Below are 25276 nucleotides of genomic sequence, written 5' to 3'. Positions count from 1 at the left end.
TGTCCGACGATGAACGGGGTCAGCGCACCCGGATCGCGTGTTCCCCCGCGGGGACCACCTCGCCGATGACCGGATGGCCGGGCAGCTCACCGACGACCAGCAGACCGCCGGACGTCTGGGCGTCGGCGAGCAGGAGCAGTTCGTCGTCGTCCACCTCGGAGTCGACCGCGTCGCGTACCCAGTCGAGATTGCGCCGGCTCCCGCCGGGGACGAATCCCTCCGCGAGCGACTCCCGCGCCCCGGCGACGTACGGCACGGCCGCGGAGTCGATCACGGCGGTCGTACCGCTGGCCCGCATCATCTTCATCAGGTGCCCGAGCAGACCGAAACCGGTGACGTCGGTGGCGGCTCGGACACCGGCCTCGTGCGCGAGTTGCGCCGCCTCGCGGTTGAGAGTCGTCATCACGGCGACCGCTTCCTCGAAACGCTCGCCGGTGGCCTTGTGCCGGTTGTTCAGGATGCCGAGACCGAGCGGCTTGGTGAGAGTCAGCGGCAGGCCGGGCGTGGCAGCGTCGTTGCGCAGCAGGCGATCCGGATCGCCCAGACCGGTCACGGCCAGCCCGTACTTCGGCTCCCGGTCGTCGATGCTGTGCCCGCCGGCGAGATGAGCACCCGCCTCGGCGCACGCGTCGGCGCCACCGCGCATCACCTCGGCGGCGAGTTCGAACGGGATGAGTTCGCGCGGCCAGCCCAGGAGGTTGACCGCGATGATCGGCGTGCCACCCATCGCGTAGACGTCGGACATGGCGTTGGTGGCGGCGATCCGTCCCCAGTCGTAGGCGTCGTCGACGACCGGGGTGAAGAAGTCGGCCGTCACGATGACGGCCCGGCCGCTCCCATCGGGCGCCGGATCGATCCGGACCGCGGCACCGTCGTCGCCGTTCTCCACGCCCACCAAGAGTTCGCCGGCGGCCCGTCCACCCTGCAAACCGCCGAGCACCCGTTCGAGTTCGCCCGGCGGAACCTTGCATGCGCAACCGCCGCCGGCGGCGTACTGGGTGAGTCGGATGGCGCCCTCGGGAAGGTCGACGTGTGCGGTCATGAACCCAAACATACGGGCGAGTCGTAACCGAGGGCCCGACTTCGGTTAGGGTGAGCGCGGAGGTGGTTCTCGTCTGGTGACGGTCGCGGTCTTCAAAACCGTTGTGGCCCAGTATCTGGGCTGGGCGGGTTCGATTCCCGTCCGCCTCCGCCAAATGTTTTCGTCGACCGTGGGATGGGAGCGCGTGCCGGATCCGAGACGGGACGTTCCCCGCACCGACCAGGTCCTGGCCGATCCGCGCCTGCGAGAGGCCGTCGACCGGCTCGGCGCCCGACTGGTCAAGCAGACCGTCGTCGCGGCCCAGCAACGGTGCCGCGACGGCGAGATCGCGCCCGATGCCGTCGCCGACGTCGCGGTCGCGTCGCTGCCGCAACAGGCGACCACCCTGCGCCGCGTCGTCAACGCGACCGGCGTGGTGGTGCACACCAATCTCGGTCGCGCCCCGCTGTCCCGAGCGGCGGTCGAGGCCGTGTCCACCGCGGCGGGTGCCACCGACGTCGAACTCGACCTGGCCACCGGCCGGCGCGGACGGCGAGGACGCGGCGCCCTCGAGGCGCTCGCCGAACAGGTACCCGACGCCGGCGGCGTCCACGTCGTCAACAACGGTGCCGCGGCTCTCGCCCTGGTCACCCGGGTGCTCACACGCGGTGGTCGCTCGATCGTGATCGCACGGGGCGAACTGGTCGAGATCGGCGACGGCTTCCGGATCCCGGAACTGCTGGAATCCGTGGGCGCGACGCTGCGTGAGGTCGGCACCACCAACCGCGTGCGCCTGAGCGACTACGCCGCGGCCGTCGACGACGACACCGCCTTCGTCCTCAAGGTGCACCCCTCGAACTTCACCGTCAGCGGCTTCACGTCGTCGGTGTCGGTCCGGGAACTCACCGGGCTCGGACCGCCCGTCGTGGTCGACATCGGATCCGGTCTGCTCGCGCCGCATCCGCGGTTGCCGAACGAACCCGACGCCACCACCGCGCTGCGTGCCGGCGCCGACCTGGTGACCGCCTCGGGCGACAAGCTCCTCGGCGGCCCGCAGGCCGGCCTGCTGCTCGGGCGGGCCGAACTCGTGGAACGTCTGCGGCGCGACCCGTTCGCGCGGGCGCTGCGCGTCGACAAGCTCACCCTGGCCGCTCTCGAAGCGACCCTGACGGGACCGATGCCACCCGTGGCGGCGGCGCTGGCCTCCCGCCCGGAGGATCTCCGTGCCCGCGCACAGGCGATCTGCGTGGCGTTGCCACCGGAGTGCGACCCCGAGGTGGTCGACTCCGACGGCGTCGTCGGGGGCGGCGGCGCCCCGGACGTCGTCCTGCCGAGCGTCGCGATCGCCCTGCCCGAACACCTCGCACTCCCGTTGCGGCTCGGTGAGCACCCCGTCGTCGGCCGCGTCGAACGCGGCCGGTTGCTGCTCGACCTGCTCGCGGTCGACCCCGCCGAGGACGGCGAGTTGATCGACGCCGTGACGCGCGTGGCTACTCGCGAAGGATCCTGATGCACGTCGTCGCGACCGCCGGTCACGTCGATCACGGCAAGTCGACGCTGGTCGAGGCGCTCACCGGTGCAAATCCGGACCGGCTCGCCGAGGAACGGCGACGAGGACTGACCATCGAGCTCGGCTACTGCTGGACGTCCTGGTCCGAGGTGGGGGAGGTCGCCTTCGTCGACGTCCCCGGACACGAGCGATTCCTCACGACGATGCTCTCCGGAGTGGGATCGGTCCCCGCCGCGCTGTTCGTGGTGGCCGCCGACGATCCGTGGATGCCGCAGGCGGCCGAACACCTCGCAGCGCTCGACGCGCTCGGCGTTCGTCACGCGGTCGTCGCCGTCACCCGCGCCGATCTCGCCGATCCGGGACCCGCGGCCGCGCGGGCCGCGGCGGAGGTCGCCCGTACGAGTCTGGCGGGGGCTCCCGTCGTCGCCGTGAGTGGGCGGACCGGGATGGGCCTCGACGATCTCCGGGGCGCCCTGACGAGGATGGTCGCCTCGCTTCCGGACCCCGATCCGCAGGCCGACGTCCGGCTCTGGGTGGATCGCCGGTTCACCGTGCGTGGATCCGGAACCGTCGTCACCGGAACGCTTCCCGCGGGCACGGTGCGCGTGGGGGACACCCTCGCGCTCGGGGACACACCGCTGCGGGTCCGCAGCCTGCAGGCACTCGGTCGCGACCGGACCGCGGTGAGTGGCGTGGCCCGGGTCGCCCTCAATCTCACCGGCCGGGTCGACGACCTGGGACGGGGCGGTGTGCTCGTCACGCCCGGCGCGTGGCACCACACCTCCGTCGTCGACGTGCGGATCAGCGGCGACGACCGGCCGCCCGTCGCTCCGGTGCTGCACATCGGAGCCGCGGACGTCGGTGTCCGGTGCCGTCCGCTGGGCGACGATCTCGTCCGGCTCACCCTCGACCGCCCGTTGCCCCTGCGGATCGGCGACCGCGCCCTGCTGCGCGACCCGGGCCGCCGGATGATCTGGCGGGCCGACGTTCTCGATCCCGATCCACCCCGATTCCGGCGTCGCGGCGCGGCGGCACGCCGCGCGTTGCAACTGGCGGGGGCCGACGGAACGCCGCGCCTGGCCGACGAACTCGCCCGCCGCGGACTCCTGCATCGGCAACGGTTGCGACAGTTGGGCATCCCGCTCGAACGGGGAGAGCACCTGACGGTCGGGCCGTGGCTCGTCGCACCCGGCCTCGCGAAGGCTGTCGCCGACCGGCTGCCCACACTCGTGCAGGCCCACGCCCGCGCCCACCCACTGGATCCGGCGGCGCCGTTGACGGTGCTGGCGTCGCAACTTCGTCTTCCCACACCCGACCTCGTCCGGGCGCTGGTGCGACCTCCGCTCGAAGTGGTCGGGGGACGGGTGATCGCTCCCGGTGCCGACGGTCTACCGCCGAAGATCCGCAAGGCCGTCGAGCAGGTGCGCCGCGATCTGTCGGCCGCTCCGTTCGCGGCTCCGACCGCCGATCGCCTGCGCGAGCTCGGCCTCGACGACCGGGCCCTCGGCGCGGCCGAACGCAGCGGACGGTTGTGGCGGGCGGGCCCGGGCATCGTCCTGCTCCCCGACGCCGCCGACACGGCCGTGGAGCTGCTGGGCGAATTGGACCAGCCGTTCACGACCAGTGCCGCGCGCGAGCGGCTGGGAACGACACGGCGGGTGGTCCTGCCGTTGCTCGACCGGCTCGACAAGGCGGGTCGCACACGCCGGCTCCCCGACGACCGCCGCGAGATCGTCCGCTAGAACAGCCGTCCCCGCCCTCCCCGAGGCGAGGATTCTTCACCCGAAACACGAAGTGCGGGTACCGAACTCCTCGGTACCCGCACTTCGCATGAAGAATCGGTCGTCAGATGACGCCCGGTGCGAACACAGCGTCAGATGACGCCCAGTGCGAACATGGCGTCGGCGACCTTCACGAAGCCGGCGATGTTGGCGCCGTGGACGTAGTCGCCCGGCTTGCCGTACTCGGCGGCGGTCTCGACGCACCGGCCGTGGATGTCGGCCATGATGCCGGCGAGGCGCTCGTCGGTGTAGTCGAAGTGCCACGAATCGCGCGAGGCGTTCTGCTGCATCTCCAGCGCGGAGGTCGCCACGCCACCGGCGTTGGCGGCCTTACCGGGTGCGAAGGCGACTCCGGCGTCGCGGAAGACGCTGATGCCGCCCGGGGTGGTGGGCATGTTGGCGCCCTCGGCGACGATCTTCACGCCGTTGTTGACGAGGGTCTTGGCCGACTCCTCGTCGAGCTCGTTCTGCGTGGCGCACGGCAGTGCGACGTCGCAGGGCACGTTCCAGATGTTACCGCCGGGGAAGAACTCGGCGTCGCCGCGCTCGTCGACGTACTCGGAGATGCGTCCGCGGCGGACCTCCTTGATCTCCTTGAGGAGAGCGACGTCGAGGCCCTTGCGGTCGACGATGTAGCCGGAGGAGTCGGAGCACGCGATCGCGGTGCCGCCGAGCTGGTGGATCTTCTCGATGGCGTAGATCGCGACGTTGCCCGAACCCGAGACGACGGCGGTGCGGCCCTCGAGCGAGGTGCCGGCGGTCTTGGCCATCTCGTTGACGAAGTAGGCCGCGCCGTAACCGGTGGCCTCCTTGCGCACCTGCGAACCGCCCCAGGTGAGGCCCTTGCCGGTGAGGACGCCGGACTCGTAGGAGTTGGTGAGGCGCTTGTACTGGCCGAACAGGTAGCCGATCTCGCGGCCGCCGACGCCGATGTCACCGGCCGGGACGTCGGTGTACTCACCGATGTGGCGGTGCAGCTCGGTCATGAACGACTGGCAGAAGCGCATGATCTCCTGCTCGGAGCGACCCTTGGGGTCGAAGTCCGAGCCGCCCTTGCCGCCGCCGATGGGCAGGCCGGTGAGGGCGTTCTTGAAGATCTGCTCGAAGCCGAGGAACTTGACGATGCCGAGGTTGACGCTCGGGTGGAAGCGCAGGCCACCCTTGTAGGGGCCGAGAACGCTGTTGTACTGCACGCGGAAGCCACGGTTGACGTGGACGTTGCCCTGATCATCGATCCACGGCACGCGGAAGATGATCTGTCGCTCCGGCTCGCACAGGCGCTCGATCAGGCCGGATTCGAAGTATCCGGGGTGACGCTCGAGCACGACATGCAGAGACTCGAACACTTCGGCCGCAGCCTGGTGGAATTCGGGTTCACCTGCGTTGCGGGCCTTGACCTGCTCGTAGATCTCTTCGATGCGGTCCGATGTCGACACGCCCACCTACCTGACTCTGTGAGGATTCTGTAACAAGGGTTTTACGACGAAAACTATAGGGTGTGGCCCTTAGCATGTGTTAGCCCGCCTCCAAGGTGGGATGAGAAACACACGGTCCGAACGGCCTGTCCGTCGGGTGGATTGCCCGGTTCATCGGTACGATGTGCGACCCCGCGGCGGGCACTGCGCCGACGGTCGGAGGTGCCCCCGGCAGGACTCGAACCTGCGACCTAGAGATTAGAAGGCTCTTGCTCTATCCATCTGAGCTACGGAGGCGCGGCCAGAATCTTAGCGGGTGCTTCCTGTGGTCGCCGCACACACCCTCGTACCCGCCGGGATCAGCGCTCGAGCGTGCTGCCGCGTTCGTCGTCGGGGCTCGATTCGCCCCGGGGAATGTCCACTCGACCGGTCTTGAACCGCTGGATGAGATGGTCGATTCCGACACCCAGGACCACTGCGACGCAGATGGCGACCGCGGCGCCGAACAGGGGCTGCGATTCGAACCAGCCGCCGACGAGACGCCCCACGAACGCCGAGTACAGCGCCCAGGTCGTACCGCCGAGAATCGTGAGCGGCACGAACTTCTGTCGCGGGTAGCGGGTCGCTCCGGCCGTCATGTTCACGGCGATCCGACCGATCGGGATGTATCGCGCCGTGAGGATCACTGCGGCGCCGCGCTTGTCGAGTCCGCGCCGCGCCCACGCGAAGGCGGCCTGCGCCTTCGGGCGGCGCATCCATCGGAACCGTTCGGTGCCGACCTTCCGTCCGATCGCGTAGGCGATGTTGTCGCCGATGATCGCGCCGAGCGCCGCCAGCACGATGACGATCCACAGATAGGGACGTCCCGTCGAACCCGAGAGGGACGACAGGGTGACCAGGACGGTCTCGCTGGGCACCGGTGGGAAGAAGCCGTCGAGCGTGCACACGGCGAAGAGCAACGGGTAGACCCACAGGGCTGCGGCCTGGCCGATGATGAATTCGTTGATCACGTCCATGGATATGCGTGGTGCTCCCGTCGCGTCGGCCGGTCGGCTCCTTCCACGCTATCCGCTCGCGCCGCCGAGAGCTCCTGACGAGGACGGTCGGCTCTCCACTCGCCGCCCCGGACATGGGGGGTTCGGTCCAGATCGTCCGTTTCGCCCCACGGATCGTGGCTCGGGGCTAACCTGGGCGCCGAAGGGGGAAGTGCGGACGGATCGGCGGGGGACAACCGATGCGTCCGCCCGAGGGTGGGAGTTCTTCATGCAGGTTCCTGGCCCGTTCGACTACGCGCGCGCAACCGGAGTGGAGCACGCCGTCGAGTTGCTCGACCGGCACGGAGAAGGTGCCCGCGTCGTCGCCGGCGGACACAGCCTTCTCCCGATGATGAAACTGCGGCTCGCGAATCCGGAATACCTGATCGACATCAACGACCTCGGGGACGAACTCGACCACATCACGGTCGAACCCGAGGTCGTTCGCATCGGTGCCCTCGTGCGCCACCGTCGACTGCTCGAATCCGACGAACTCGCCGACATCTTCCCGATCTTCCGGGACGCGGAGAAGGTCATCGCCGATCCGGTCGTCCGCAATCGCGGGACGCTCGGAGGGTCGATCTGCCAGGCCGACCCCGCCGAGGACCTGTCGACGGTCTGCGCGGTGCTCGGTGCGACATGCGTCGTCCGCGGGCCGGCGGGGGTGCGCGAGCTCGCCTTCGACGACTTCCATCTCGGTGCCTACGAGACGGCGGTCGCTCCGAACGAGTTGCTCGTCGAGGTGCGACTGCCGCGGAAGGGCACCGCCTCCAGCGCGTACGAGAAGGTCGAGCGTCGCGCGGGGGACTGGGCGGTGGCCGCGGCGGGCGCCGCGCTGTGGATGTCGGACGACGGACGCATCACCGACGCGCGTGTCGGGCTGACGGCGGTGCGCGCCGACGAGGCGGCGCTGTCGAGGGTGTCCGAGCTGTTGCGCGGCTCGCCGGTCTCGGAGGAGTTGTTCCGCGAGGCGGGAGCGGCGGCCGCGTCGGCATGCGATCCCGAGACCGATCAGCGCGGCACCGCCGCCTACAAGCGTCACCTCGCATCGGAGTTGACGGTGCGGGCCCTGCGCCGATCCGCCGAACGTCTCGGCGCCACCGAAAGGGTGTGAACCGATGCAGATCTCGATGACGGTCAACGGCGAGAGTGTCACCGCCGACGTCGAACCCCGGACACTGCTCGTGCACTTCCTGCGCGACCACCTCGGTCTGACCGGAACGCACTGGGGATGCGACACGAGCAACTGCGGAACGTGTGTCGTCGCCGTGGACGGCGAGCCGGTGAAGTCGTGCACCACGCTGGCGGTCATGGCCGCCGGCCACGAGGTGCTCACCGTCGAGGGACTCGAACGCGACGGTGTCCTCGACCCCGTGCAAGAAGGCTTCGTGCGTTGCCACGGACTGCAGTGCGGCTTCTGCACCCCGGGAATGATGATCACCGCGCGGTCCCTGCTCGACCGCGATCCCGACCCCGACGAGGCGACCATCCGCGAGGCGATCTCCGGGCAGATCTGCCGCTGCACCGGCTACACCACCATCGTCCGGTCGGTCCGGTGGGCCGCCGAACACTCCTCGAAGGCGCAACCCACGGAGGTGTCGTGATGACCGCGGTCGAACCGGACACACGCCCGGAGGAACAGGACAACGATCGCAAGCCGTGCGGACACGGCCGGATGCTGCGCAAGGAAGACCCGCGGTTCGTGCGCGGCCGCGGCAACTACGTCGACGACGTCCGTCTGCCCGGCATGCTGCATCTCGCGGTGCTCCGATCGCCGGTCGCGCATGCCCGCATCAACGGCATCGACACGTCCGCCGCCCTCGCGCACCCGAAGGTGCGGGCGGTGATCACGGGCGCCGATCTGGCCGAGAAGGGGCTCGCCTGGATGCCGACGCTGTCGAACGACGTACAGGCCGTGCTGGCCACCGACAAGGTGCGCTTCCACGGTCAGGAGGTCGCCTTCGTCGTCGCCGACGACCACTACTCGGCGCGCGACGCCCTCGAACTGATCGACATCGACTACGAGATGCTCGACCCGGTCGTCGACGTGCGCACGGCCCTGTCGCCCGAGGCACCGGTGATCCGGACCGATCTCGACGGCAAGACCGACAACCACTGCTTCGACTGGGAAGCCGGCGATGCCGCGGCGACCGACGCGGTCTTCGCGAAGGCCGACGTCGTCACCCGGCAGGAGATCGTCTATCCACGCGTGCATCCCGCGCCGATGGAGACCTGCGGTGCGGTCGCCGACTACGACCGGATCTCCGGGAAGCTGACGCTCTGGTCCACCACGCAGGCCCCGCACGCCCACCGCACGCTGTACGCGCTGGTCGCGGGTCTGCCCGAGCACAAGATCCGCGTCATCTCACCCGACATCGGCGGAGGATTCGGCAACAAGGTCCCCATCTACCCCGGCTATGTCGGGGCGATCGTTGCCTCGCTGGTCACCGGGCACCCGGTCAAGTGGATGGAGGACCGCAGCGAGAACCTCATGAGCACCGGCTTCGCGCGCGACTACATCATGGTCGGCGAGATCGCGGCGACGAAGGAAGGCCGCATCCTCGCGATCCGGTCGCGGGTCCTCGCCGATCACGGCGCCTTCAACGCCACCGCCGCCCCGGTGAAGTATCCGGCCGGCTTCTTCGGTGTGTTCACCGGCAGCTACGACATCGAGGCCGCCTACTGCCACATGACGGCCGTCTACACGAACAAGGCACCCGGCGGCGTCGCCTACGCCTGCTCGTTCCGCATCACCGAGGCCGTGTACTTCGTCGAACGGCTCGTCGACTGCCTCGCCCACGACCTCGACATGGACCCCGCGGAACTGCGCCTGAAGAACCTCCTGCGCCCCGATCAGTTCCCCTACACGAGCAAGACCGGCTGGAAGTACGACTCGGGCGACTACGAGACCACCATGCGCAAGGCCATGGACATCGTCGGCTACGACGAACTGCGTCGCGAACAGGCCGAACGCCGCGCGCGGGGTGAGCTGATGGGTATCGGCATGTCGTTCTTCACCGAGGCCGTCGGAGCCGGTCCGCGCAAGGACATGGACATCCTCGGTCTCGGCATGGCAGACGGATGCGAACTACGCGTCCATCCCACCGGCAAGGCCGTCGTGAGGTTGTCGGTGCAGTCGCAGGGACAGGGGCACGAGACGACCTTCGCGCAGATCGTCGCGGAGGAGATCGGCATCCCGCCCGACGACATCGACGTCGTGCACGGCGACACCGACAACACCCCGTTCGGGCTCGGCACCTACGGAAGTCGATCGACACCGGTGTCCGGGGCAGCCGCCGCGCTCGTCGCGCGGAAGGTGCGCGACAAGGCGAAGATCATCGCCGCGGGCATGCTCGAGGTCTCGGTCGCCGACCTCGAATGGGAGAAGGGCCGCTTCCACGTGAAGGGCGACCCGGGAGCGTCGGTGACCATCCAGGACATCGCGATGCGCGCCCACGGCGCCGGCGACCTGCCGGAGGGTCTCGAAGGTGGTCTCGAAGCGCAGATCTGCTACAACCCCGAGAACCTCACCTACCCCTACGGGGCCTACTTCTGCGTCGTCGACGTCGATCCCGGCACCGCGCAGGTGAAGATCCGCCGGTTCCTGGCGGTGGACGACTGCGGCACCCGCATCAACCCCATGATCATCGAGGGTCAGGTGCACGGCGGCATCGTCGACGGGATCGGCATGGCCCTGATGGAGATGATCGCGTTCGACGAGAACGGCACCTGCCTGGGCGGTTCGTTCATGGACTATCTGATCCCCACGGCCCTCGAGGTGCCGACGCTCGAGACCGCGTTCACCGTCACCCCGTCGCCGCACCATCCGATCGGCGCGAAGGGCATCGGCGAATCCGCCACCGTCGGTTCGCCACCCGCGATCGTCAACGCGGTCGTCGACGCGTTGAAGCCGTTCGGCGTCCGGCACGCCGATATGCCGCTGACGCCGTCGCGGGTGTGGGAGGCCATGCAGGGCCGCGCGACCCCGCCGATCTGAGCGACGCGACCGGAGGATGCCAGTGGAGCGATCGGAGGACGGGGACATGGATCTCGCGGTGCGGGCGGAGCAGTTGCGCAGTGAACGACGACCGTTCGTCGAAGCGACGGTCGTGCGGGCGCAACCACCGACGTCCGCACATTCGGGCGACCGGGCACTCGTCCTCGCCGACGGCACGATCGAGGGGTTCGTCGGCGGGCAGTGCACCGAGAGTTCCGTGCGCGAAGCGTCCCGCACGGTGCTCGCACGAGGGGAGAGCATGCTCCTGCGGGTGCTGCCCGCCGGGGCCGGCGAGTTCCCCGACGCCCCGGGAGCGACGATCGCGGTCAACCCGTGCATGTCCGGTGGGGCCACCGAGATCTTCCTCGAACCGCGGATGCCCGCGATTGTGGTGGCCGTCTTCGGGGACTCGCCCGTCGCCGAGGCCGTGGGCGACTTCGCGCGGCGCGTCGAGTACTCGGTGGAACCGATCCGGGGGACGCGCGTGCCCGCCGAGGCGTCGGTGGTGATCGTCGCGAGCCACGGGGGCGACGAGGCGAGTGTGATCCGTGCGGCTCTGGATGCCGGGAGCCGATACGTCGGCCTGGTCGCGAGTCGCACCCGGGGTGCCGCGGTGCTCGACGAGGTGGAGCCGACCGACGAGGAGCGTGCCCGCATCCACACCCCGGTCGGCCTCGACATCGGTGCCCGCACCCCGGCGGAGATCGGTTTGTCGATCGTCGCCGACATCGTGCGGGTCGCGCGCAGCGGTGGGTTGGCCCGATCCTCCGAGGAGAGCGCGCAACGCATCGAGGTGCCGAGGGAGACGGGCCCGAAGCCGCGCACGGCCGTCGACCCGGTGTGCGGGATGACCGTCACGGTCACCGAGTCGACCCCGCACCTCGTCGTCGCCGGGCGGACGGTGTGGTTCTGCTGCCCGGGCTGCCGCCGCCGCTACGAGAAGGACGACGTGGCGTGAGCGATCCGTCGTCCCCGGGCATCTTCACCGACGTCGACGACGTGGTCGCCAGGTTCGACGACCACGACCATCTGCTCGATCAGGGCACCGCCGCCGCGATCCACCTCGCGGTCGCGCTGGGCCGACCACTGTTGCTCGAGGGCGAACCCGGGGTCGGCAAGACCACCGCAGCGAAGGTCCTCGCGCAGATCCTCGGTAGCCCGCTGATCCGGTTGCAGTGCTACGAGGGACTGTCGGTCGCCGAGGCCCTCTACGACTGGAACTACCAGCGTCAACTGCTCGCGATCCGGCTCGCCGAAGCGCGCGGCGAGGTTCCCGCCGAGGCCGACCTGTACTCCGAGGAGTATCTCCTCGAACGCCCGATCCTGCGCTGCGTCCGCCATCGCGGCGACGGACCCGCCGTCCTGCTCGTCGACGAGATCGACCGCGCCGACGACGAATTCGAGGCGCTGTTGCTCGAATTCCTGGGGGAGTTCGCCGTCACCGTCCCGGAGCTCGGCACCCTCACCGCGACCCGCCCGCCCGTCGTGGTGCTCACCTCCAACCGGAGCCGCGACCTGCACGACGCACTGCGAAGGCGCTGCCTGTACCACTGGATCGACTTTCCCGACCGTGCCCGCGCGGTGGCGATCCTGCGTCGCACGGTACCGTCGGCGAACGCCGCGCTCGTCGAACGTGCCACGGATTTCGTCGCGGTGGCCCGCGGGCTCGATCTCGACAAGGCGCCGGGGATCGCGGAGACCATCGACTGGGTATCGGCCCTCGCGGCGCTCGGCGTCGCCGACCTCGTCCGGCCCGAAGCGGCGATGTCGCTCGCGGCACTGGCGAAGACTCCCGACGACGTCGATGCGCTGGGGGAGGCGCTGACCCGGTTCGTCTCCACCGAGGTGTCGTGAGCGCTCGGTTGCTTCCCGGGGTCGATCACGCAGCCTTCGCGGTCGGACTGGTCGACCGGCTCAGGTCCGCCGGGATCGTGGTACCGGCGGACGGAGCGGCGACCCTCACGCGTGCTCTGCGCGTATGCCCCCCGAGCACCCGGAGCCGTTTGTACTGGACGGCGCGGCTCACGCTCGTCGACCGGCACGAGAGCCTCGCCACCTTCGACGCGGTGTTCGACCGCATCTTCGGCGATGCTCCGCTCCCACTCGACCCACACGCCCGCCGCACCGGGCCGGAGGACGACGGCCCGCGCGCGGCGCCCACGACGGACGCGCCCCGCCGCATACGGGACGCTCCGGCCGGCGGCCACGACGTCCCATGGGTCACCCGGACCGTCGTCGAATCGGCGGAGGGGGAGCGGGCGGCCGATCGGCCCGGCCGCGAGGTCGCGAGCGCACTGGCGGCGATCGCCGACCAGCGGTTCGACGACCTCGACCCCGCACGACTCGCACTGCTCGAATCGTGGATCGAGGAGGCCGGGGTCCGATGGGCCACCCGCCGCACCCGTCGCCGGGTCGAACGCCGCACCGGTCGCGTCGACGTGCGGGCGAGCATCGCCGCCTCGCGCAGTACCGGGTTCGAGCCGCTCCGGCTGATCCGCACCCGCCCCGATCGACGGCGGCGGCGGATCGTCGTCTTCTGCGATGTCAGCCGGTCGATGCGCCCCTACGTCGGGGTGTATCTGCATCTCGTCCGTGCTCTTGCGCACACCGGAACGGCCGAGGTCTTCGTGTTCTCCACCACAGCGACGCGTCTGACCCCGGTCCTGCGGCACCGGTCGGTGGAGCAGGCGATCGACGTCGCCAACGAGCGTGTGCGGACCCGGTTCGGGGGCACGCGCATCGCCGGATCCCTCGCCGAGGTGGTCGCCTCCCATCACGGACACCTGCTGCGCGGAGCGATCGTCGTCGTCGCGTCCGACGGTTGGGACAGCGACGATCCCACCGCACTCGCCCACGTCCTGGCCAGGATCCGGCGCCGCGCCCACCGGGTGGTGTGGCTCAACCCCCGGGCCGGGCAGTCCGGATTCACACCCTCCACCGGGTCGATGTCCGCGGCGCTCCCGCACTGCGACGCGATGGTGGCGGCCGACACACTCCTCGCGCTGCAGCACGCCGTCGACGTCGTCACAGGCACCGCTACCGGCCCCGGAGGGCTCCGACGGCGTGTCGTAGGTCATGGCGTGGACGTCCTACCCTGGTAGGCATGGCAACATCCGAGCTCGCGTCTCCCGCGCAGCCTCCGGCGCCCGCCCCTACGAGGGGAAACCCGCCGGCACTGCTGATCCTCCTCGGCCTCCTCGCCGCCCTCGTCGCGGCGTTCGCGGTCGGGCTGTCCGCTGCGCAGGCTCTGGTGTTGCTCGGCATCCCCGACCCCGGTCCGCTCACCACCTACGGTCTGCCCGCGGTCCGCGCGATCTCCGAGATCGCGACCGTCATCACCATCGGATCGCTGTTCTTCGCCGCCTTCCTCGTGCCCCCGCAACGAGGGGGTGTGCTCGACGTCGGCGGCTACCGCGCCGTGCGGACCGCGGGCGTCGCGGCGACGGTGTGGGCGGTCACGGCGGCGCTGATGGTGCCGCTGACCCTGTCCGACACCTCCGGCAGCCCGCTGAGCGAGGCGATCCGGCCGGAGAACCTCTTCTCGGCGCTCGGTCAGGTGGAGGCTGCGTCGGCCTGGGCCTGGACGACGGTGCTCGCCCTGATCACCGCCCTGCTGATCCGGCTCACGGTGCGCTGGTCGTGGACGCCCTATCTGCTGCTGCTGTCGGTCGTCGCACTCATGCCGATCGCCCTGACCGGGCACTCATCGTCGGGTGGTTCGCACGACATGGCGACCAACAGCCTCGTGCTGCACCTCGTCGCGGCGTCCGTCTGGGCGGGCGGGTTGTTCGCCCTGCTCGCGCACTCCATGCGGGGCGGTGAGCACACCGACATCGCGGCCCGGCGGTTCTCCTTCGTCGCCGGACTCGCCTTCGTCGTCATGGCCGTCAGCGGCGTCATCAACGCCGCGGTCCGCATGTCGTTCGACGACCTGACCACGACCACCTACGGCAGGCTGCTGCTCGCGAAGATCGTCGCGCTGGTCCTGCTCGGCATCTTCGGCTGGGCGCAGCGCCGCCGGGCACTGCCGGCACTCGAAGCCGACCCCACCAGCCGGTCCGCGCTCGTGCGGTTCACCCTCGTCGAGGCGTTCGTCCTCGCCGCGACGATCGGTCTGGCCGTGGGACTCGGCCGCACGCCCCCGCCGCCGCCGGCTACGGTGCCGACGATCCAGGAGGTCGAGCTCGGCTACCAGCTCGACGTACCGCCGTCGTTCGTGAGCCTGTTCTTCGGGCAGTGGCGTTTCGACCTGATCTTCGGCACGGCTGCTCTCGTGCTCGCCGCCGCCTATGCAGTCGGACTGTGGACGCTGCGCAAGCGCGGCGACTCGTGGCCGATCGGCCGCTCGATCGCCTGGTTCTCGGGCTGCTTCGTGTTGTTCGTCGCCACCAGTTCGGGCGTCGGGATGTACTCGCCGGCGATGTTCAGCGTGCACATGGGCGCGCACATGGCCCTGTCGATGCTCGCCCCGGTGCTCCTGGCGCTCGGCGGGGCGATGACCCTCGCCCTGCGTGCGTTCAAGCCGGCCGGACGCAACGCCCCTCCCGGACCGCGCGAATGGATCCTCGAGTTCCTGCACAGCCCGCCGTCGCGCTTCTTCACACATCCGATCGTCGCGTCGGTCATGTTCGTGGGCGGCTTCTACGCCCTGTATCTCGGTGGGATCTTCACCACGTTCATCGACAGCCACACCGCGCACGTCCTGATGAACCTGCACTTCCTGCTGAGCGGCTACCTCTTCTACTGGGTGGTGATCGGCGTCGACCCGTCGCCGCGCGATCTGCAGCCCGTGACGAAGCTGGCCATGGTCTTCGGCTCGCTCCCGTTCCACGCCTTCTTCGGCGTGACCCTCATGAGCATGGGCACGGTGATGGCCGAGAGCTACTACCGCGGCCTGGCACTGCCGTGGAACTACGACCTGTTCTCCGATCAGAAGGTCGGCGGCAGCATCGCGTGGTCGGCCGGCGAGATCCCGCTCGTGCTCGTGATGCTCGCTCTGCTCGTCCAGTGGTCGCGCAGCGACCGGCGCACGGCGCGACGTGTCGACCGGGCCGCCGAGCGTGACGACGACGCCGATCTCGCGGCACACAACGCGATGTTCGCGGAGCTGGCGCGCCGCGACCACGAGGGTCGCTGACCGCACCCGCTCCGACGCGCACATCTCGTCGCGCCACGCCGAAGCGGACCGACGAGATGTGCACGTCCGAGGGAATCAGGCGGCTGCTGTCGTGCGGGTGGGGGAGCGCTCGGCGCCGATGCGCGCCACCACGGTGGCCACGACCGCGATGACCGCGGCTGTCACGGCGGCGACCGCTGCGGGAGTGGACACCAGACCGCCGTCACCCGTGCGGGCGACCGCGATCCATGCCAGACCCCACACGAGCGCACCGGTCACGGCCAGTCGGCCCCGACCTGCCGTCGCGAGGACCACGGAGACGGCGGCGACGACGGCCAGCACGATGATCGCCCACACGTCGGCTCCCCAGCCGAACGGATCGATGTCCTCGTAACGCAGCGCCGCGGCGGTGTTGGCGACGGTCGCCACCGACACCCAGCCCAGGTAGACGAACATCGTGCCGTCGACGACCACCGCTTCGAGCCTGCTCGACGGCAGGACGCGCGTGAAGATCAGGAACACCCGGACGAGCACGGCGAGCAGCGCGACGATCACCACGACACTCAGCCAGACCTGATCGAACTGGATCGCCGTGATCCACGCTGCGTTCAGCAGCATCGACGCAGCGATCCACCAGCCCGCGGCGCGTTGACGCGCGTCGGTGTGGTTCGCCGGCAGTGCCTGCCACACCGCGAGCGCGAGCAGACCGGCGTAGATGAGGGTCCAGATCGAGAAGGCCGGGCCTCCGGGCGCGACCGCCGTGGAATCCGCCGACAACGCACCACCTGCAGCTTCCGCGACCGGCGTCCCACCGGCCGCACCCGAACCGAAGAACGACACCACGACGGCAAGCGGAGCGCTCACCGCCACGGCCACGACGCGGGCGATGTCGCGCCCGGTGCGGGTCGCGGGGGATGTGGCGGGCGCGGATCCGTGGGAATGGGATGTCATGCCTGGAGGGTGCCCGTCCTGCGGATCACTCAATCCCGATCCGGCGAATCGGACGAATGCGAACGCACCGGCCGCACGACCCGTATCGTCCACGACGTGACCCGTACCGCGCGTGTCCCGGCCCTGCTGCTCACCTGTGCACTGGCACTGCTGACGCCACTCCTCGCACCTCCCGCGGTGCACGCGAGTCCGGCACCGGGGGCCGTCGTCGACACGCCGGGGACCGTCGTCGATGTCGCCCCGCTCGAGCTCGGGTTGTCGCTACCCGGCGCGTCCTCGGCGCGGGCCCTGACCTACACCACGCAGTGGCGCAGCGGCGCTCCCACCACCGCGACCGGGGCGTTGTTCCTTCCCCACGGCACGCCTCCCGAGAGAGGGTGGCCCGTCGTCGCGTGGGCGCACGGCACCGTCGGCCTCGACGATTCGTGCGCACCCTCGCGGTTGCCGCGTACACCGCGCGACACCGCCTATCTCGACCACTGGCTCGGGCAGGGTTACGCCGTCGTGGCAGCCGACTATCCGGGTCTCGGGTCGGACGGGTTGCACCGTTATCTGGACGGACAGAGCGCCGCGAACAGCGTCATCGACATCGTGAGGGCGGGACGCGCCGTCGAACCGTCGCTGTCCGACCGCTGGGTCGTGATCGGGCAGTCCCAGGGCGGGCACACCGGCCTGCACACCGCGCGCGCCGCGACCGCCCGGGCACCCGAACTGGACTTCCGCGGGACGCTCACGACCGGCGCCCCGTCCAACCTCGAGTACCTGTTCCCGCTCGGATTCCCGGGCCTTCCCGATCTCGGTCTCGACGGACTCACCACCTTCGCCGCCTACATCTTCGCGGGCCTGCGCGACGCCGATCCGGCCCTGGACCTCGACGGATATCTCACACCCCTCGGACGGGAGATCGTCGACGCCGCCGAACGCCTCTGCTACGACGACCTGAGCGACCGGTACGGCGAGGTCGGCGTCGGTGAGGTCCTCGCTCGACCGCTGAGCGACGACCGGTTCCGTGCGGCGTTCACCGACTACCTGGCCGTGCCGACCGCCGGATACGACCGGCCGCTGTTCCTCGCCCAGGGCCTGCGCGACGCGACGGTGCCCGCGCCCCTCGCGTTCACACTGATCGCGGACCTGTGGGCCGGTGGCGCGAACGCGCAGTTCAGGACGTACCCGACAGGGCATTCGGAGACGATGTTCGCGTCGCTACCCGACACCACGGGCTTCGTCGCGGAGCTGCTGCACCCCTGACAGCGGGAGCTGCTGTGACCCCGGCAGCGGAGCTGCTGTGACCCCGGCAGCGGAGCTGGTGTGACCCGGCCGGAGGCTCCGGCACCTGCCGGACTCCGGCGCCGGCCCCACCTGTCGTGTTCGCACGATGTGGGTTATCGACCGTCGCCCGATACGCTGGTGGTCATGGCGGAGTTCATTTACACGATGAAGAAGGTGCGCAAGGCGCACGGTGACAAGGTCATCCTCGATGACGTCACCATGAGCTTCTACCACGGCGCGAAGATCGGCGTCGTCGGACCCAACGGCGCGGGCAAGTCGTCGATTCTCAAGATCATGGCCGGGCTCGATCAGCCCAGCAACGGCGAGGCCTTCCTCGATCCGGAGGCCACCGTCGGCATCCTCCAGCAGGAGCCGCCCCTCAACGAGGAGAAGACGGTCAAGGAGAACGTCGAGGAAGGCCTCGGCGAGATCAAGGTCAAGCTCGACCGCTTCAACGAAATCGCCGAGCTCATGGCCACCGACTACTCCGACGAGCTGATGGAGGAGATGGGCAAGCTCCAGGAGGAGCTCGATCACGCCAACGCGTGGGATCTCGACTCGCAGCTCGAGCAGGCCATGGACGCGCTGCGCTGCCCTCCGCCGGACGAGCCCGTCACCCACCTCTCCGGTGGTGAGCGCCGCCGTGTCGCGCTGTGCAAGCTGCTGCTGAGCAAGCCCGACCTGCTGCTCCTCGACGAGCCCACCAACCACCTCGACGCCGAGTCGGTGCTGTGGCTCGAGCAGTTCCTCGCGTCGTACCCGGGCGCCGTGCTGGCCGTCACGCACGACCGGTACTTCCTCGATCACGTCGCGCAGTGGATCTGCGAGGTCGACCGCGGCAAGCTGCATCCCTACGAGGGCAACTACTCCACCTACCTGGAGAAGAAGGCCGAGCGCCTCGAGGTGCAGGGCAAGAAGGACCAGAAGCTGCAGAAGCGGCTCCGCGAGGAACTCGAGTGGGTCCGCTCCGGCGCCAAGGCCCGGCAGACGAAGAACAAGGCGCGTCTGGCCCGTTACGAGGAGATGGCTGCGGAGGCCGAGAAGCACCGCAAGCTCGACTTCGAGGAGATCCAGATCCCGACGCCGCCGCGTCTGGGCAACGTCGTCGTCGAGGTCGAGCACCTCGACAAGGGCTTCGACGGCCGCGTCCTGATCAAGGACCTGTCGTTCACGCTGCCGCGCAACGGCATCGTCGGTGTCATCGGCCCCAACGGTGTCGGCAAGACCACTCTGTTCAAGACGATCGTCGGTCTCGAGGAGCCGGACAGCGGCACCGTCAAGGTGGGCGACACGGTCAAGCTCAGCTACGTCGACCAGAACCGCGCGAACATCGATCCGAAGAAGACGGTCTTCGAGGTGGTCTCCGACGGTCTCGACTTCATCGAGGTCGGGCAGAACGAGATGCCCTCGCGTGCCTACGTGAGCGCGTTCGGTTTCAAGGGCCCCGATCAGCAGAAGCCGGCCGGTGTGCTGTCCGGTGGTGAGCGCAACCGCCTGAACCTGGCGCTCACGCTCAAGGAGGGCGGCAACCTGATCCTCCTCGACGAGCCGACCAACGACCTCGACGTCGAGACCCTGTCGTCGCTCGAGAACGCGCTGCAGCAGTTCCCGGGCTGCGCCGTCGTGATCTCCCACGACCGCTGGTTCCTCGACCGCACCTGTACCCACATCCTGGCGTGGGAGGGCAACGTCGCAGAGGGCCAGTGGTTCTGGTTCGAGGGCAACTTCGAGGCCTACGAGGCGAACAAGATCGAGCGCCTCGGTGCGGACGCCGCACGTCCGCACCGTGTCACGCACCGGAAGCTCACGCGTGACTGAGCCTGACGGGCACCGGCACTACCGGTGCCCGATCGAGGTGCGCTGGGGCGACTCCGACCGGCTCGGACACGTCAACAACGCCAAGGTCGTCGAGTACCTGCAGGAAGGACGCATCAAGTTCTTCCTGAGCGAGTTGCCGTCGCGCGACGCAGTTGTCGTCCGGAAGATGGACGTCGAGTTCCTGCGGCCGCTCAAGGACTCGTCGGCACCGATCGAGGTCGAGACGGCGGTGCTGCGTCTCGGCACGAGCTCGTTCACGGTGCGCCAGACGATCCTCGACCGGGAGGGCGCGGTGTGCGCCGTCGCCGACACAGTGCTCGTCGGCTTCGATCCCGAGACCGATACGTCCCGGCCGTTGACCGACGAGGTACGGGCGGTGCTCGACCGGCACCGCGCCGTCGCGCCCACCGGCTGAGCCGGTACATCGTGTCGGCCGGCCGAGCCGGTTACCGACCCGCCGGTTCCGACCCCCCGACTGCGCGCCGCGGATAGGCTCGATCACGAGTCCGTCCGCGGCGCGCGGTGTATCCGCCCGATAGAGCAGGAGGGGTGTCGATGGCCGATCCGGCTGTGGCGCAGACAAATTCAACGGGCAGTGATACTCCCCCCGAGGCAGTCCTCGAGCGGATCTATCAGGGCTCCGGAGAATTCACCACCGACCACGGCGCGGCCGCGTTCGAGCACGTCCGCCTCGGTCGCCGCCGCGCACCGGACACCGCTGTCGTCGGCGTGCGCCGCACCGACGGCATGGGCGTCGCCGTGCAGATCGTCACCGACGACATGCCGCTGCTCGTCGAATCGGTGCTGGCACTGCTCTCCCGGCTGGGCGTCTCGGTGGGGACGGTCATCCATCCCGTCCTGTCGGCGCGTCGCACTGCCGACGGCGACCTCGAGAGCCTGGCCGACGAAGGCGGACGGGCCTCGGGCGGAGCCGCCGAATCGTGGATGCACATCGAGCTGCGTGGGCCCGTCGACGACGAGTCGGTCGAGGAGATCGATCACGGCCTGCGGCGCGTGTTGTCCGACGTGCGGCAGGTGGCGTCGGATTCCGCGGAGATGCACGCCCTGCAGCGCGACCTCGCGGACGCGCTCGACGACCTGGCCGCCGATCCGCCCGCGCAGTACACTGCCGACCAGCTCACCGAAACCGCCGAGCTGCTGCGATGGTTGAGCGGCGGGAATTTCACACTGCTCGGCTACCGCCGATACGACTTCGTACCCGACGGCGGCGCCGACCATGTCCGTGCGACACCCGTACCCGGCAGCGGCAGGGGAGTGCTGCGCACGGACGCCTCGGTCGCGGACCCGCTCGACCTGCCCGGTGAGGTCGGCACGGGCCGCCGCCCGCTGCTCGTGCTCACCCAGGGCGCGCTTCCCGCCACCGTGCACCGGTCCGTCTACCCGTACTTCGTCGGCGTCGCCCGGCTCGACGCCGACGGCGCGGTCGTCGGAGAGGACCGTTTCCTCGGTGTCCTCACGGTGACCGCTCTGCACGAGAACATCCTCGACATCCCTGTGGTGTCGCGCCGGGTGCGGGAGGTCGTCGCGCGGGCGCGGGTCGAACTGTCGTCCTACAGCGGTCAGGCGATGCTCGAGATCATGCAGACGGTGCCCCGCGCGGAACTGTTCTCGATGGACACCGACACCCTCTACGAGACCGTCACCGCGGTGGTCGACATCCGCCGGCAGGTGCGGTTGTTCGTCCGCGTCGACACCTACGGGCGATACATCTCGTGCCTGGTCTACCTGCCGCGCGACCGCTACACGACGAAGGTGCGCGTCGCGATCCAGGACATCCTGTTGCGCGAGTTCGGCAGCGGCGTACTCGACTACACCGCGCGTGTCTCCGAACGCGACCTCGCGTTGCTGCATGTGACCATCCGGTTCTCCGGTCGCGCGCGTCGCGAGGTGGACACCTCCGAGGACAACCGTCTGCGGATCCAGGCGATGCTCGCGGAGGTGACCCGCAACTGGGCCGATCGGCTCGGTGAGGCGGCGGCCGCGACCGGCGATCTCGATCCGTTGCTGGTGCAGCGGTACTCCGAGGTCGTGCCCGAGGCGTACAAGGAGGACTTCGGCTCCGAACGCGCCCTGGACGACCTGCGGCGTCTGGAAGCGCTCGACTCCGGTGATCTCGACACGCACCTGTACCGGCCGGGATCCGACGATCCGTTGTCGTTGCGCTTCACCCTGTACGTCGCGGACGAGACGGTCACCCTCGGCCGTATCCTCCCGGTGTTGCAGAGCCTCGGCGTGGAGGTCGTCGACGAGCGACCCTACCGGCTGCCACGATCGGACGGGATCGACTGCTGGATCTACGATTTCGGGCTCTGCCTGCCCGAGGACATCGAGCCCGACATCGTCGAGACCGATCCGACGCTGGCGGGTCGCCTCACCGACACCTTCACCGTGGCATGGCGGGGTGCGGTCGAGACCGACCGGTTCAACCAGCTCGTGCTGCGCGCCGGGCTCACCTGGAGGCAGGTCGTGCTCGTCCGGGCCTACGCGAAGTACCTGCGCCAGACCGAATTCCCGTACAGCCAGTACAACATCGAAGGTGTGTTGCTCGGCGCCCCGCGCACCGCGGCCCTGCTCGTCGGACTGTTCGAGTCCCGGTTCGATCCGGAGAATGCCTCCGCCGAACGCGAACAGCAGATCGCCGAGGAAATCACGACCACGATCGCGGAGGTGACCGCACTGGCCACCGACCGCATCCTCCGCGGACTGTTCTCCCTGATCCGTGCGACCCTGCGCACCAACTTCCACGTGGCCGGCGGGATCGGGCACGAGCGTCCGGACGGCCGGGCGTTGTCGCTCAAGTTCGAGCCGCGGCGGATCGCCGAACTACCCCAGCCGCGACCGGCTTTCGAGGTGTTCGTCTACGCCCCGGCCGTCGAGGGCGTCCACATGCGGTTCGGTCCCGTCGCCCGCGGTGGTCTGCGCTGGTCGGACCGCCGGGAGGACTTCCGCACCGAGGTGCTCGGCCTGGTCAAGGCGCAGGCCGTGAAGAACGCGGTGATCGTGCCCGTGGGGGCGAAGGGCGGCTTCGTCGTCAAGCACTCGCCCCGTCCGACCGGCGACGCCGAGGCGGATCGTCGTGCCGTCCGCGAGCGCGGCGAACGGTGCTATCGGCGCTTCATCGCCGGTCTGCTCGACATCACCGACAATCTCGATGCTGCCCGCAACGAGACGGTCCCGCCGCAACGGGTCGTGCGTCACGACAGCGACGACCCGTATCTCGTGGTGGCCGCGGACAAGGGCACGGCGTCGTTCTCCGATCTCGCGAATTCCGTTGCAGCGGAATACGGTTACTGGCTCGGCGACGCGTTCGCCTCCGGTGGTTCCGCCGGCTACGACCACAAGGAGATGGGCATCACCGCGCGCGGTGCGTGGGAGAGCGTCCGGCGTCACTTCCGTGAACTCGGATCCGACCCGCAGACGGACGATTTCACCGTGGTCGGCATCGGCGACATGAGCGGCGACGTCTTCGGCAACGGCATGCTGCTCAGCCGGCACATCAGGCTCGTCGCGGCCTTCGACCACCGGCACATCTTCCTCGATCCCGATCCCGATCCGGAGCGGTCGTTCGAGGAGCGGCGCCGGTTGTTCGAACTGCCGCGATCGTCGTGGAAGGACTACTCGGCAGAGCTCATCGCGGCCGGGGGTGGGGTGTGGGACCGGACGGCCAAGTCGGTGCCCGTCGGCCCCGAGGCGCGGGCGGTGCTCGACCTGCCCGACGATGTCACGGAACTCCCACCGCCCGAATTGATCCGCGCGATCCTGCGCGCACCCGTCGACCTGTTGTGGAACGGCGGCGTCGGCACCTACGTGAAAGCGTCGACGGAAACCCATGCGGACGTGGGGGACAAGAGCAACGACGGCGTGCGCGTCGACGGGCGGGAGCTGCGCGCCCGAGTCGTCGGCGAGGGCGGCAATCTCGGTGTCACGCAACGCGGCCGCATCGAGTTCGCCCGTGCCGGCGGAAAGATCAACACCGACGCGATCGACAACTCGGCCGGTGTCGACAGCTCCGACCACGAAGTCAACATCAAGATCCTCCTCGACGCCATGGTGACCGCCGGTGAGCTCGCGGCGGAGGACCGCAATCCGCTGCTCGCGTCGATGACCGACGACGTCGCCGAACTCGTTCTGGCCGACAACATCTCCCAGAACGCCGTGCTCGGACTGGAGCGGGCCGTCGCGCCGTCCCTGCTGGGAGTACACCGTCGTCTGCTCGCGGCCCTCGAACTCGATCGCGGACTCGACCGCGACCTCGAGGCCCTGCCCGACGAGGCGGAGTTCGACCGTCGTGAAGCGGCGGGGGAGGGATTGACGTCGCCGGAGCTGTCGCAGCTCCTCGCCCACGTCAAACTCGCCCTCGTCGACGACCTGCTCGCCACGGACCTGCCCGACAGCGAGACCTTCGCGGCGATCCTCCCCGCCTACTTCCCGTCCGCGCTGCGCGAGCGGTTCCGGGCCGGGATCCGGGCGCTTCCGCTGCGCCGGCAGATCGTCGCCACCATGCTGGCCAACACCACCGTCGACAACGGCGGCCCCACCTACGTCTACCGGCTCGCAGAGGAGGCCGGGGCGACGGCGACCGACGCCATCCGCGCCTACGCCGCCGTCACCACCATCTTCGGGTTACCGGCCCTGTGGGACGAGATCCGGACCGCCGGGCTGCGCGTCGACATCGAGGACGACCTGCTGCTCGAATCCCGCCGCGTGCTCGACCGGGCGTCGCGCCGGCTCCTCGCCACGCGGCCACAGCCCCTCGCGGTCGGGGCCGAGATCAGCCGCTACCGCGACGCATTCGCGCGTCTCGCACCGCGGGTCGCGGACTGGATGCGTGGGCACCACGCCGAGGACTTCGTGCGCCGCACCCGTCCGCTCCTCGAGCGGGGAGCACCAGAGGAGCTGACGGGCGTGGTCTTCCGGCTCCTCGACCAGTTCCCGCTGCTCGACGTCATCGACATCGCCGACATCGAGCAGCGCGACGAGGCGGAGGTCGCCGACCTCTACTACGCCCTCGACGCGCGACTCGGCGTCGACCGCCTGCTCACGGCGGTCTCCGGTCTCGAACGGGGCGACCGCTGGCATTCGCTGGCGCGACTCGCGCTGCGCGACGACCTGTACGGCTCGTTGCGTTCGATCGTCCTCGACGTGCTCGCCGGCGCCGAACCCGGGGAATCGACCGAGGAGATGATCGAGGACTGGGAGTCGTCCAACGGATCCAAACTCGTCCGTGCGAGGGCGGCGCTCGACGAGATCTTCGCGTCTGGAAGTCTGGACCTCGCCACCTTGTCGGTGGCGGCACGACAGATCAGGGGCATGGTGCGCACGGGCGCATCCGATCGGAGGTAA

The 25276-nt window shown here is 69.6% G+C and carries 17 protein-coding genes and 2 tRNA genes; 14 read left to right on the top strand and 5 right to left on the bottom strand.

Annotated elements, in window-relative coordinates; all coding sequences use genetic code 11:
* Positions 1-19 precede the first annotated feature (19 nt).
* A complete protein-coding gene (selD, locus tag ACWPOC_RS21230) occupies positions 20-1042 on the bottom strand; it encodes a selenide, water dikinase SelD (RefSeq protein WP_120282165.1) in 1023 nt (340 codons plus the stop codon).
* A gap of 58 nt (positions 1043-1100) precedes the next feature.
* Between selD and ACWPOC_RS21225 the strand changes: the two genes are divergently transcribed.
* The 3 genes from ACWPOC_RS21225 (at position 1101) to selB (ending at position 4273) form a co-directional block, all read left to right on the top strand.
* Positions 1101-1195, top strand: a tRNA-Sec gene (locus ACWPOC_RS21225).
* Between the two features lie 31 nt (positions 1196-1226).
* On the top strand, positions 1227-2531 hold the full coding sequence (gene selA / locus ACWPOC_RS21220) for an L-seryl-tRNA(Sec) selenium transferase (protein ID WP_120284154.1): 1305 nt from the start codon (positions 1227-1229) through the stop codon (positions 2529-2531).
* The gene (gene selB / locus ACWPOC_RS21215) at positions 2531-4273 is read left to right on the top strand and encodes a selenocysteine-specific translation elongation factor (protein WP_120282166.1); all 1743 of its coding nucleotides are present in this window, start codon (positions 2531-2533) and stop codon (positions 4271-4273) included. The genes selA and selB overlap by 1 nt, the downstream gene beginning before the upstream one ends.
* A 131-nt stretch (positions 4274-4404) precedes the next feature.
* Here selB and gdhA read toward each other — a convergent pair whose 3' ends face one another.
* The 3 genes from gdhA to ACWPOC_RS21200 all read right to left on the bottom strand — a co-directional run bounded on the left by gdhA (position 4405) and on the right by ACWPOC_RS21200 (position 6743).
* Positions 4405-5748 carry an NADP-specific glutamate dehydrogenase gene (gene gdhA / locus ACWPOC_RS21210; protein WP_060651241.1) on the bottom strand — a complete coding sequence of 448 codons (1344 nt, stop codon included), beginning with the start codon at positions 5746-5748 and terminating at the stop codon, positions 4405-4407.
* Positions 5749-5950: 202 nt separating this feature from the next.
* Positions 5951-6024 (bottom strand) — tRNA-Arg (locus tag ACWPOC_RS21205).
* 62 nt (positions 6025-6086) lie between these two features.
* A complete protein-coding gene (locus ACWPOC_RS21200; protein WP_120282167.1) occupies positions 6087-6743 on the bottom strand; it encodes a DedA family protein in 657 nt (218 codons plus the stop codon).
* A 247-nt stretch (positions 6744-6990) separates the two neighbouring features.
* On the opposite strand from ACWPOC_RS21200, the gene ACWPOC_RS21195 reads away from it, so the two are divergent.
* The 7 genes from ACWPOC_RS21195 to ACWPOC_RS21165 are packed head-to-tail and all read left to right on the top strand — an operon-like array spanning position 6991 to position 15895.
* A complete protein-coding gene (locus tag ACWPOC_RS21195) occupies positions 6991-7875 on the top strand; it encodes an FAD binding domain-containing protein (protein ID WP_455409278.1) in 885 nt (294 codons plus the stop codon).
* A gap of 4 nt (positions 7876-7879) precedes the next feature.
* Complete coding sequence (locus tag ACWPOC_RS21190; RefSeq protein WP_019289024.1) at positions 7880-8365, top strand: (2Fe-2S)-binding protein; 486 nt, start codon at positions 7880-7882, stop codon at positions 8363-8365.
* Complete coding sequence (locus tag ACWPOC_RS21185) at positions 8365-10758, top strand: aerobic carbon-monoxide dehydrogenase large subunit (RefSeq protein ID WP_120282169.1); 2394 nt, start codon at positions 8365-8367, stop codon at positions 10756-10758. The genes ACWPOC_RS21190 and ACWPOC_RS21185 overlap by 1 nt, the downstream gene beginning before the upstream one ends.
* A gap of 46 nt (positions 10759-10804) precedes the next feature.
* A complete protein-coding gene (locus tag ACWPOC_RS21180; protein WP_183070799.1) occupies positions 10805-11716 on the top strand; it encodes an XdhC family protein in 912 nt (303 codons plus the stop codon).
* Complete coding sequence (locus ACWPOC_RS21175) at positions 11713-12612, top strand: AAA family ATPase (protein WP_455409277.1); 900 nt, start codon at positions 11713-11715, stop codon at positions 12610-12612. The genes ACWPOC_RS21180 and ACWPOC_RS21175 overlap by 4 nt, the downstream gene beginning before the upstream one ends.
* The gene (locus tag ACWPOC_RS21170) at positions 12609-13859 is read left to right on the top strand and encodes a vWA domain-containing protein (protein ID WP_120282172.1); all 1251 of its coding nucleotides are present in this window, start codon (positions 12609-12611) and stop codon (positions 13857-13859) included. Before ACWPOC_RS21175 ends, ACWPOC_RS21170 begins: the two co-directional genes overlap by 4 nt.
* A gap of 2 nt (positions 13860-13861) precedes the next feature.
* Positions 13862-15895, top strand: coding sequence for a cytochrome c oxidase assembly protein (locus ACWPOC_RS21165; protein ID WP_159418648.1), 2034 nt, complete (start codon positions 13862-13864; stop codon positions 15893-15895).
* A 75-nt stretch (positions 15896-15970) separates the two neighbouring features.
* Here ACWPOC_RS21165 and ACWPOC_RS21160 read toward each other — a convergent pair whose 3' ends face one another.
* A complete protein-coding gene (locus ACWPOC_RS21160; RefSeq protein ID WP_120282174.1) occupies positions 15971-16825 on the bottom strand; it encodes a tryptophan-rich sensory protein in 855 nt (284 codons plus the stop codon).
* A 96-nt stretch (positions 16826-16921) separates the two neighbouring features.
* On the opposite strand from ACWPOC_RS21160, the gene ACWPOC_RS21155 reads away from it, so the two are divergent.
* From ACWPOC_RS21155 to ACWPOC_RS21140, 4 genes are all read left to right on the top strand, one after another.
* Positions 16922-18073, top strand: coding sequence for a lipase family protein (locus ACWPOC_RS21155; protein ID WP_455409276.1), 1152 nt, complete (start codon positions 16922-16924; stop codon positions 18071-18073).
* A gap of 165 nt (positions 18074-18238) precedes the next feature.
* Positions 18239-19912, top strand: coding sequence for an energy-dependent translational throttle protein EttA (ettA, locus tag ACWPOC_RS21150; RefSeq protein ID WP_120282176.1), 1674 nt, complete (start codon positions 18239-18241; stop codon positions 19910-19912).
* Positions 19905-20327, top strand: coding sequence for an acyl-CoA thioesterase (locus ACWPOC_RS21145; RefSeq protein ID WP_120282177.1), 423 nt, complete (start codon positions 19905-19907; stop codon positions 20325-20327). The genes ettA and ACWPOC_RS21145 overlap by 8 nt, the downstream gene beginning before the upstream one ends.
* A 140-nt stretch (positions 20328-20467) precedes the next feature.
* A complete protein-coding gene (locus tag ACWPOC_RS21140; protein ID WP_455409275.1) occupies positions 20468-25276 on the top strand; it encodes an NAD-glutamate dehydrogenase in 4809 nt (1602 codons plus the stop codon).

The organism is Rhodococcus sp. 5G237 (genome assembly GCF_053764735.1).
This window is presented reverse-complemented; position numbering and strand designations above follow the sequence as displayed.